Raw genomic sequence first — 10,618 nt, 5'->3', positions numbered from 1 at the left:
CTGCTGGATTCTCAACCGCCGTAAGTGCCGGTGGCCGTCACTTCTGGGGTCACCGTGCGCTCCACTCGCCCCCCAAGGCTGCGTAAGCGCTCGGCTAGGCCCTCGTACCCCCGGTCCACGAAGCGCATGCCACCCACCTCGCTGAGCCCCTCCGCCGCTAGTGCCGCCACGACCAGCGCGCCGCCGGCGCGGATGTCCGCCGCGTACATGGCGGCCCCTCGGAGCGGACCACCGCGGATCTCGAGTCGCTGTTCCTCCAACTGCATCCGCGCTCCCGCGCGGGCCATCTCCTCCACGTGAGTGAACCGGTCCGGGTAAACGTGATCGCGAACGTGGCTCAGTCCGGGCAGCGTGGCGAGGTAGGCGGAGAAAGGGGCCTGCAGGTCGGTCGGGATGCCCGGGTACTCGCGCGCCTCGATGTCGACCGGGCGCAGCGGACCCGACGCGTCGACGCTCACACTGGTCGCGCCGCGGGTGACGACCACGCCGGTGCGTTCCAGGGCGTCCAGGACGGCGCCAAGGTGGTCGGGCTCCAGGTCGTCGACGGTGATGGCGCCCCTCGTGGCCGCGGCGGCGAGCAGGAACGTGCCGACCTCGATGCGGTCTGCGATGGGCCGGTGATGTACCCCGTGAAGCTTCTCGGCACCGTGCACGACGATGGTAGACGTGCCGGCGCCCCGCACGTCGGCGCCCATGGCAACCAGCATGGCGGCAAGGTCGGGCACTTCGGGCTCGCGGGCGGCGTTCTCGATGACGACCTCGCCCGCCCCCAGCGCAGCAGCGAGGAGCACGTTCTGCGTGCCCCCAACCGTGGGCGCCTCGAACCGCACCGTGCCGGCCAGTTTGCCGGTGCGCTTGGCGTAGAAGTCGCCGTCCTCTTCGACGATCACTGCGCCCAGCGCCTGGAACGCCTCGAGGTGGCGGTCCACGGGTCTGGGCCCGAAGGCGCAGCCACCAGGCATGCTCACGCGCGCCTCGCCCGCTCGTGCAAGGAGGGCGCCCATGATGACGAAGGAGGCTCGCATCTTGTTGACCAGGGAGTATGGGGCGTGATGGTTGCGCAGGTTGGCCGCGTGAAGGTGGAGGTCGTGCCCGTCCCAGCGGGTCTCTACGCCCACATGCCTGAGGATCTCCTCGCTCACGAGCACGTCGGAGAGCATCGGAACGTCGTGGAGAACCACGGGCTCGTCCGTCAGCAGGGAGGCGAGCATGAGGTACAGGGCGGAGTTCTTGGCGCGGTAGGCGCCCAGGCTTCCCGAGAGTGGGATTCCTCCGCGTACCAGCAGGACGTCGTGGTTCTCCATCGGCTTCTCCCCAGGCGCGCATGGCGCCGACACGAGACTTCGCAAGGCACCCCGAGAGGGGCGGAGGGCTTGCCGCGGACCAGCGGTCTTACGGTCTTATGATGTGCAACTTACACAACACCCTCATGCGGAGTGTAAGCCGTCACATCACACGCGTCAAGGACATGCTCATCCTGCTATAGTCGGAGCACTGAGTAAGTGGCGCATCGCACTCGTTCGACCCCGAACGCCATGTGGTCACGGTCGTGACGCGCCGCAAACGGAGGGAAGGCCTTGGCCAAGCGTGAGAAGAGCAAGCGGTTGCAGGTCGTCATCACCGAGGAGCAGGATTCGCTCCTGACCAAGACCGCCTACCAGCTCTCGAACCCGGAGCGGCTCGTCTCCAAGTCGGAAGTAGTGCGGCTGGGCATCGAGATGCTCAACCGGGCGGTGGAGCAGGGCGCCCTCGATCCGGAGATCCTCAAGGCGCTGGACGAGGCCTAAGGCCGGGTCGCCAGGGAGATGTTCGAGGCGGGCGACAAGGTCGACGGCCGGTACGAGGTCCTGGGGCCGCTCGGGGTGGGCGGCATGGCCCACGTCTTCCGCGCGCGTGACACCCACTTGGAGCGCATCGTCGCCCTCAAGGCGCTGCGGCCACACCTCACCGAGGCCGACAGCGAGCGCTTCAGGCGCGAGATCCGCGCCCTCGCCCGGCTCAACCACCCAGGCATAGTCACGATCTACGACCTCGGGCTCGGGGAACACGTCTACTTCGCGATGGAACTGATCGAGGGCGGCCCCATCACGGAACTGGGGCCGTTCGAGGGTGATCCCGAAGGGGCCGACCGGATCCTCGGCGCAGCCATCACCGTGGCGGAGGCCCTCGGCTACGTGCACCGGCTGGGCATGGTCCACCGCGACCTGACACCGAGGAACATCCTGGTCACGCCCCAGGGAACGCCCAAGGTGATGGACTTCGGCCTCGTGCAGCTCACCGAGAGCTCGCGCGCCCTCACCAGGACGGGCTTCACCTTGGGCACCCCGCAGTACATGGCGCCGGAACAGGCGACCGGCGAGCCTACCGGCGCGGCCACCGACCTCTACGCCTTCGGCGCCGTCTTGTACCGCACGGTCACTGGCGTGGCGGCCTTCGACGCCGACAACGACCAGGCCGTCTTGTACCAGCACGTCTACGGCACGCCAACTCACCCCCAGGAACTCAACCCACAGGTCCCGACGTCGCTGGCGCGCCTCATCCTGGCGCTGCTCGAGAAGGACCCGGGCAAGCGGCCCACCTCGGGCTGGGCGGTGGCCGACGCCCTACGCGCCATCCGCAGCGCCGCGCTGCAGCGCGCGCCGCAGCAGGCTCACGCGGGCCCGGGGCGTACCGGCGCCTACCCAGTTGGCCCCGCCAACCCCACTACGCTCAAGCGCCGCTGGACGCTCGAGCTCGACGAGGGCCCGCAGTTCCCCTCGGGCCTGTCCTCCGCCGGCGGCTTCCTGCTCGTCGGCCAGCGTTCCGACGCCCTGGCGGTGGTGCGGCCGGCAGACGGCGGGCTGCAGGCCACGTTCGCGCTCCAGGACGAGGCCAGCCAGGCGCCCCTCGTGGTGAGCGACGTTCTCTACCTCGCGAGCCGCGACGGGGCCATGCGGGCCCTCAACTGGCCCCGGGGCGACCTCGCCTGGGAGCGCCTCGACGACGAGGTGGTGGGCGCCGCGCCGTACGGCCACGAGCTCATCGTGGCCCTGGGCGACGGCGTGGCGCAGTGGACCAGCGAGGGCCAGGAACGCTGGCGCCTGGACCTGGGGGCGAGGCCGTCCACGGCGCCGACCCTACACGCCGGCCTCTCGCTCATACCCACTCGTGACGGCTGGCTGCACGCGGTGCGCACGCCCTCAGGCACCTCGGCCTTCAAGGTCGACGTCGGTGCCATAACCACCCCGCCCTCAGCGGCCGGTGGCCTGCTCCTGATCCCCGTGAGAGCGGGCGAGGTGCACGCCTTCGACCTCGCCAAGCGTGAGGTCGTGTGGAGTTACGACCTCGAGGGCGAGCAGTGGTCCACCCCGGTGATCTGGCAGCAGTACGTCTACGTCGTGTCCTGGGGCCAGCGGCTTCACTGCCTGTCGCTGCGCAGCGGCGACGACGTTTGGACCCGCCCGCTGCCGGCGCCCGTGACGGCGTCGCCGGCGATAGCCGCCGGCACCCTCTACGTTGCCACCGAGGGCGGCGACCTCATAGTCCTGGACGCCCGCAGCGGGCGCGTCCTGCTCCTCGACAAGGTCGCCAACGCCGCCATCCAGGCGTCTCCCCTGCCCCTCGGCGACCGCGTGATCGTGGCCGCCCTCAACGGCACCGTGGCCGCTTACGGCTGAGGCGGCCACCGAGCAGCGGGCGGCAAGCGCGGGCCGGCCAGGCGCTGGCCAAGCAAGCGCTGGCCGAGCAAGTGGTGGCCGGTCAGGCGCTGGCCGGCAGCTCCTTCTCGGGTAAGCGTGGCTCCACCCCGTCGCTGACGAGCTTGTACTCGTAGGCGTCGATCAACGCCTCGTAGGACGCCTCGATTATGTTCGTGCTGGCGCCCACGGTGCTCCACGTGGTGGTGCCGTCGCCCATCTCCACTTGCACGCGCACCAGGCTCGCCGTGCCGGTCTCGGCGCCAGACAGCACACGCACCTTGTAATCGCGCAAGGCCAGCGTGCGCAGCGCGGGGTAGAACGAGCCCAGGGCCTTCAAGAGGCAGCGGTCGAGCGCGTTGACGGGGCCGTCTCCCGAGGCGGCGCTATGCTCCTCGTGGCCCCCCACGCGCAACCTCACGGTGGCCTCGCACCGCGGGCTGCCGTCGTTCTTGTCGATCATCACGGTGAAACCGTCGAGGTGGAAGTACGGTTCGAAGCCGCCCTGGACCCTGCGGGTGAGGAGCTGAAAGCTCGCCTCGGCGCCCTCGAAGGCGTAACCGCGCGCCTCCAGCTCCTTGATGTGAGCTACCACCGTGCGCGTGTCCGCGCCGGCGGCGTGCACCGCGTGACCGCCCCCGCCTGGAAGCGCGTCCGCTGCGCTTGCCCACTCCGCCAGCTTGGCCACGACGTTGGCGCGGCCGGAGAGGTCGGACACCAGCACGTGGCGGCGGTTGCCCACGCTTTCGGGCGGGACGTGCTCGTAGGTCTCGGGCGCCTTGTTCACGGCCGACACGTGAACCCCGCCCTTGTGCGCGAAGGCACCGTCGCCCACGTACGGGGCACGGACGTTGGGCGCCAGGTTGGCCCGCTCGTCCACGTAACGCGAGAGCGCCCTGATCTCGACCAACCGCTGCGGCTGGTCGCGGCCCAGCTTCAGGGCCAGGTTCGCGATGATGCTGACGAGGTTGGCGTTGCCGCACCTTTCCCCGTAGCCGTTGATGGTCCCCTGCACGTGGCCGGCCCCCGCGTCCACCGCGGCCAACGTGTTGGCCACCGCCAACTCGCTGTCGTTATGCGCGTGGATGCCCACCGGCACCGGGCTCATGCCGACGACGGCGCGCGTCAGCTCCGCCACACGACTGGGCAGCGTGCCGCCGTTCGTGTCGCACAGCACCAGGCGCGCGGCGCCCCCGGCCAGCGCGGCGCGCAGCGTCGCCAGCGCGTACTCCCCATCGGCCGCGTGGCCGTCGAAGAAGTGCTCAGCCAGGTAGAAGACCTCGCGGCCCTGCGCCCTGAGGTACTCGACCGACGAGCGGATCATCTCCAGGTTCGCTTCGAGCGACGCGCCAAGGGCGTGCTCGACGTGAAACGTCCACGACTTGCCGAAGATGGCCACGATCTCGGTGCCGGCGCCCAGGAGCGCCCCGAGGTTGGCGTCGTCCTCGGCCGCAGCGTCCTTGTGCCGCGTACTACCGAACGCCGTCAGCTTCGCGCGGCTTAGCTCCACGTCCCGCATGATCTCGAAGAAGCGCGCGTCCTTCGGGTTCGAGCCCGGCCAGCCGCCCTCGATGAAGTCGATGCCGAAGGCGTCCAAGCGTTTCGCTATCGCCACCTTGTCGTCGCTGGTGAAGTGCACGTCCTGCCCTTGCGTGCCGTCGCGCAGGGTCGTGTCGTAAACCTCGACGGCGGCCCGGGGGTGGGTCACGGTAGCGTCATGGTCAAGACCGGCCCGTCCGACTTGGCCTTGCCCACGCCCGCGGCGAGCTTGTTCATGACGTCCACGTAGGCGAGCACGGAAGAGTGCACCACGTCGGTGGAGATGGCCCGCCCGAAGAGCGTCTGACCACCCGCCGTCACCCGGATGGTCACCTCACCCAGGGCGTCCGTGCCGCTGCCGATCGCCTTGAGGTCGTAGCTCTCGAGCACGAACGGGATGGGAGCGAGGCTGGAGAGCGCCTTGAAGGCCGCGTCGACCGGGCCGGAGCCGGTGGCGGTGGCTTCGAGGAGCTCGTCGGGCGTGCGCAGGCGTACGAGGGCCTGGGGCGTCATGCCGCCGGTGCCCGACTGGAACTGGACGTGCTCGAGGCGGTAGGTCTCCGCCACCTTGACGATCTCGTTCTCCACGAGGGCCCGGAGGTCGTCCGTGGTCACGCTCTGCTTGAGGTCGGCGAGCTCCTTGAACTGCTTGAAGAGGTCGTTGAGCTGCTCCTGGCTCAGGTCCTCGTAGCCCAGCTCGCCCAGCCGTTGCCGGAAAGCGTTGCGCCCGGAGTGCTTTCCCATCACGAGCACGCCCGCCTCGCGGCCCACGAGATCGGCGTTCATGATCTCGTAGGTGCTCTTGTTCTTGATGACGCCGTCTTGGTGGATGCCAGCCTCGTGCGCGAACGCGTTCTCGCCCACCACCGCCTTGTTGGCCTGGACCATCATCCCCGTGTAGCGGGAAACGAGGCGCGAGACGCGGTAGAGCTCGCGGGTGTTGATGCCGGTCTCGTGGCCGAAGTGATCGCGCCGCGTGTAGAGGGCCATGGCGACCTCCTCGAGCGACGTGTTGCCGGCGCGCTCGCCGATGCCGTTGATGGTCACCTCGACCTGCGTGGCGCCGTTCTCCACGGCGGCCAGGGTGTTGGCCGTGGCCATGCCGAGGTCGTCGTGGCAGTGCGTCGAGATGCTCACGCCGTGCGCCTCGGGAACGTTCTCGAAGATGTCCCTGATCAGCGCCCCGTAGTCCTGGGGGGTGCCGTAACCGGTCGTGTCGGGGATGTTGACAGTAGTGGCGCCTGCCTCGATGGCCGCGCGCACGAGCTGGTACACGAATGCCGGGTCGGCGCGCATGCAGTCCTGGGCCGAGAACTCGACGTCATCGGTGAACTGCTTGGCGTACCGCACCATCTCGTCGGAGATGGCCAGCACTTCCTCGCGTGACTTGCGCAACATGTACTCGAGATGCACGTCCGAGGCGCTGGTGAAGATGTGGATCCGGCCGCGAGCGGCCGGCGCTATGGCCTGCGCCGCGCGTTCGATGTCGGGCTTGTGCGTGCGGGCGAGCGCCGCTATGACGGGCCCCCGCACCTCCTTGGAGATCTTGTGAACGCAGTCGAAGTCGCCCGAGGACGTGATCGGGAAACCTGCCTCGATGATGTCGACACCCAACTTGGCGAGCGCCTGGGCGATCTCGAGCTTCTGTTGCGTGTTCAGCGCGACGCCTGGGCTCTGCTCCCCGTCGCGCAGCGTCGTGTCGAAGAACTTGATGTACGCCATGCCTCTGACCTTCCCCGCTCCCTGGTGGGAGCGAACTCAGCGCTTGGTACCGATGAACGGCATCATCTTGCGAAGGCGCGCGCCGGTGCGCGCCAAGAGGTGCATCTCGGTGTTCTTGCGCCCCGCCTTCAGGCGCGCCTGGCCGGTCACGTTCTCGGTGAGGAAGTCGTTGGCGAAAGCGCCACTGCGGATGTCGGCCAGTATCCTGCGCATCTCGGCCTTGGTCTCCTCCGTCACGATGCGCGGCCCCGAGCGGTAGTCACCGAACTCCGCCGTGTTGCTGACGGAGTAACGCATGCGTTCCATGCCGCCCTCGTAGATGAGGTCGACGATCAGCTTCATCTCGTGCACGCACTCGAAGTAGGCGATCTCGGGGTCGTAACCCGCCTCGACGAGGGTCTCGAAACCCGCCTGCATGAGGTGCGACACTCCACCGCAGAGGACCGCCTGCTCCCCGAACAGGTCGGTCTCGGTCTCCTCACGGAAGCTCGTTTCGAGCACGCCCGCCCTCGTGCCGCCGATGGCCTTGGCGTACGCGAGCCCTAGGTTCTTGGCGTTGCCGGTCGCGTCTTGGTGGATGGCGAGGAGGCACGGCACGCCGGCGCCCTCGGTGTAGACGCGGCGCACCAGGTGTCCGGGGCCCTTCGGGGCCACCATGAAGACGTCCACGCCTTGGGGTGCGGCGATCTGCCCGAAGTGCACGTTGAAGCCGTGCGCGAACAGCAGCGCGTTGCCGGCCTCCAGGTGCGGCTGGATCTGGGCCTCGTACACGCTCCTCTGCACCTCGTCGGGCAGCAGGATCATCACCAAGTCGCCCGCCTTGGCGGCCTCGTCCACCTCCATGACCGTCAGGCCGGCGGCCTCGGCGTCCGCCCAGGAAGCGGATCCGCGGCGCAGGCCCACTACGACGTCGCAGCCCGATTCCTTGGCGTTGAGCGCGTGAGCGTGGCCCTGCGAGCCGTAACCGATGACCGCCACGGTCTTGCCGGCCAGGTGTTGGAGGTTGGCGTCTGCGTCGTAGTAGATGTTGGCCATGTTCGGTTGTTCTCCTAGTCGAGTGCGGCCGCGGGAGCCGCGCGATGAGTGCGTTCTGGCTGCTTGTCGGGATGGGCTCCGGGGAGGGGAAGGGTCGTTCGCCCGCGCACGCTAGGCGGGCGCCGCCGTCGTGCGCTCCAGGGCCACTCGTCCAGTGCGGATCAGTTCGACGATCCCGAAGGGCCGCATCTGCTCTATGAAGGCGTCCATCTTGGCCTCGTCGCCGGTCACCTCGAACACGAGCGCCGAGCGTGCAACGTCGACGATGTGGGCGCGGAAGTCCTGAGCGATCTGCCTGATCTCCACGCGCTCGTCGGGGTTCTTGACCGAGACCTTGAGGAGCATCAGCTCGCGGTCCACGGAGCGGCTGCGGGTGTGATCGACGACCGTCAGCACGTCGATGAGCTTCTGCAGCTGCTTCTCGACTTGCTCCATGGTGTCGTCGGAACCGCTGACGACGAAGGTCGTGCGGCTGATTCCCGGACGCTCGGTCTGGGCCACGGACAGCGACTCGATGTTGAAACCGCGCCTGGCGAAGAGGCTGGCGATGCGCACGAGGACGCCCGGCTGGTCGCGCACGACCACGCTGAGCACGTGCCTTGCGCTCACTTGGTCACCGCCGCGACCTCGGGCTCGGTCGGCTCGTCGGCCGGTTCCTGGTCGCCCAGGATCATCTCGTCGACCCCGGCGCCGGACGGCACCATCGGGAACACCTTCTCGGCCTCGTACACGAAGAAGTTGAGCAGTACCGGCTTCTTCGCGGCTATCGCGGCCTCGATGGCCGGCCTGGCGGCGTCGCGGTCGAAGATGTTGTGGCCCTCGATGCCGTAGGCGCCCGCCAGCTTCGCGAAGTCGGGGTTGGAATCGGCGAGGTACACCTCGCTGTAACGCTGGGCGTGGAAGAGCTCCTGCCACTGCCGCACCATGCCGAGCATCCCGTTGTTGAGGATGGCGATGACGATGGGCAGGTTCTGCTTGTATAGCGTGGCGAGCTCCTGGATGTTCATCTGGATGCTGCCGTCACCGGCGACCAGCACCACCGTCTCACCCGGCCGCGCGATGGCGGCGCCGATGGCCGACGGCAGGCCGAAGCCCATGGTGCCCAGGCCGCCCGAAGTGATGAAGGAGCGCGCCTTGGTCGTGGGTAGGAGCCTCGCCGCGAACATCTGGTGCTGACCGACCTCGGTGGCGACGATGCAGTTGCCGCCCGTCGCCTCGCGCAGCATGGCGAGGACCTCCTGAGACACCAGTGGCTTGTCGAGCTGGTACTTCTCGGGGTAGGTGGCCTTCCAACCCTGCAGCGTCTCGCGCCAGGGACCGATGTCGAGGTAGCCGAGCTCCTGCGTCAGGCGGGGCAACACGTCGCGCAGGTCGCCCACGACCGGCACGTGGGCCCTCACGAGCTTGCCGATCTCGGCCGGGTCGATGTCGATGTGCACCACCGTCGCGTTGGGCGCGAAGCGGCTGATCTTGCCGGTAACGCGGTCGTCGAAGCGGATCCCGGCCGCCAGGATCAGGTCGCAGTTGCTGATGGCCTTGTTCGCCGTTACGGTCCCGTGCATGCCGGGCATGCCCAGCGTCTCGGTCGCGGCGGGCGGGTAGGACCCGATGCCCATGAGCGTCGTTATGACGGGGATGCCCGTCCGCTCGACCAGGTCCGCCACCTCGCGCGGCGCCACCTGCCCGCCGCCCCCGACGATGAGAACGGGGCGCTTGGCGGCGATGACGGCCTCGGCGGCCTTACGGATCTGCTTCGCGTGCCCCACGACCGTCGGGCGGTAGCCGGGCAGGTCGATCTCGACGTCGAGCGACCCCTCGAACTTGGCGAGCTGGACGTTCTTTGGCACGTCGATCAGCACGGGCCCGGGGCGGCCGGTGCCGGCTATGTGGAAGGCCTCGGCAAGGACTCGCGGCAGGTCGGCCACGTCCTTCACGAGGTAGTTGTGCTTGGTGACCGGCCCGGTGATGCCGTAGACATCGGCCTCCTGGAAGGCATCGGTGCCGATCAGCCCGCTGGGCACGTTGCCGGTGATGGCGACGACGGCCGAGGAGTCCATCATCGCCGTGGCCAGGCCGGTCACCAGGTTCGTGGCCCCCGGCCCGGAGGTCGCGAAACAGACCCCCACCTTGCCGCTGGCGCGGTAGTAAGCGTCGGCCATGTGGGCGCCGCCCTGCTCGTGGCGCACCAGCACGTGCTTGATCTTCGAGTCGTACAGCGCGTCGTAGATCGGCATGATCGCGCCGCCCGGGTGCCCGAATATCACCTCCACGCCGTGCCGTTCGAGCATCTTCATCACGACTTCCGAACCCGTCATCGACTACCTCCACCTGCTCTTGCGCTAGTAACTGGTCAAGCACCGCGGCCAACTGAAAAGCCCCGCCGATTCGCATCCGGCGGGGCTCATGGGCAGGCTTGAACGACGGCTAGCCGGCACGACCCCTCGAGCTGAGAATTAGGCCCCAGCTGATCGTCGCCCCGAACCGTGAATCCGTCATTGGCGCGCACTATAAGGGCGCCCTTCGGGCCGTGTCAAGGCGAATGTGCTCCTCGTGCGGCACAGCCGGCAGCTCACGCGGGACCGGCGTTCCAACCGAGGCGCCGGCCGGAACGCCGCGCCGCGGCCGTTCTCGGCGCCCGGACGTGACGA

Annotated in this window: 8 protein-coding genes; 2 read left to right on the top strand and 6 right to left on the bottom strand. The window is 68.7% G+C overall.

From position 1 onward, the window contains the following. Window positions 1-11: 11 nt before the first annotated feature. A complete protein-coding gene (gene murA / locus ROY82_05665) occupies window positions 12-1,304 on the bottom strand; it encodes a UDP-N-acetylglucosamine 1-carboxyvinyltransferase (protein ID MDT3681951.1) in 1,293 nt (430 codons plus the stop codon). Between the two features lie 273 nt (window positions 1,305-1,577). On the opposite strand from murA, the gene ROY82_05660 reads away from it, so the two are divergent. Next, window positions 1,578-1,787, top strand: coding sequence for a transcriptional regulator (locus ROY82_05660; protein ID MDT3681950.1), 210 nt, complete (start codon window positions 1,578-1,580; stop codon window positions 1,785-1,787). 18 nt (window positions 1,788-1,805) lie between these two features. Continuing rightward, the gene (locus tag ROY82_05655) at window positions 1,806-3,656 is read left to right on the top strand and encodes a serine/threonine-protein kinase (protein ID MDT3681949.1); all 1,851 of its coding nucleotides are present in this window, start codon (window positions 1,806-1,808) and stop codon (window positions 3,654-3,656) included. Window positions 3,657-3,738: 82 nt separating this feature from the next. Here ROY82_05655 and cimA read toward each other — a convergent pair whose 3' ends face one another. The 5 genes from cimA to ilvB form a co-directional block, all read right to left on the bottom strand. Further along, on the bottom strand, window positions 3,739-5,382 hold the full coding sequence (gene cimA, locus ROY82_05650; GenBank protein MDT3681948.1) for a citramalate synthase: 1,644 nt from the start codon (window positions 5,380-5,382) through the stop codon (window positions 3,739-3,741). Further along, on the bottom strand, window positions 5,379-6,935 hold the full coding sequence (locus ROY82_05645) for a 2-isopropylmalate synthase (GenBank protein MDT3681947.1): 1,557 nt from the start codon (window positions 6,933-6,935) through the stop codon (window positions 5,379-5,381). Before ROY82_05645 ends, cimA begins: the two co-directional genes overlap by 4 nt. A gap of 36 nt (window positions 6,936-6,971) precedes the next feature. Next, window positions 6,972-7,970 carry a ketol-acid reductoisomerase gene (ilvC, locus tag ROY82_05640; GenBank protein ID MDT3681946.1) on the bottom strand — a complete coding sequence of 333 codons (999 nt, stop codon included), beginning with the start codon at window positions 7,968-7,970 and terminating at the stop codon, window positions 6,972-6,974. 111 nt (window positions 7,971-8,081) lie between these two features. Continuing rightward, window positions 8,082-8,579 (bottom strand): acetolactate synthase small subunit, encoded by a 498-nt coding sequence (ilvN, locus tag ROY82_05635; GenBank protein MDT3681945.1) that lies wholly within the window; start codon window positions 8,577-8,579, stop codon window positions 8,082-8,084. After that, window positions 8,576-10,285 (bottom strand): biosynthetic-type acetolactate synthase large subunit, encoded by a 1,710-nt coding sequence (gene ilvB / locus ROY82_05630; protein ID MDT3681944.1) that lies wholly within the window; start codon window positions 10,283-10,285, stop codon window positions 8,576-8,578. The genes ilvN and ilvB overlap by 4 nt, the downstream gene beginning before the upstream one ends. Window positions 10,286-10,618 lie beyond the last annotated feature (333 nt).

The organism is Truepera sp., assembly GCA_032027045.1.
In the GTDB taxonomy this organism is placed as follows: Bacteria; Deinococcota; Deinococci; order Deinococcales; family Trueperaceae; genus JAAYYF01.
The sequence above is the reverse complement of the archived record's forward strand: the minus strand, read 5'-3'. Positions and strand labels throughout refer to the sequence as shown.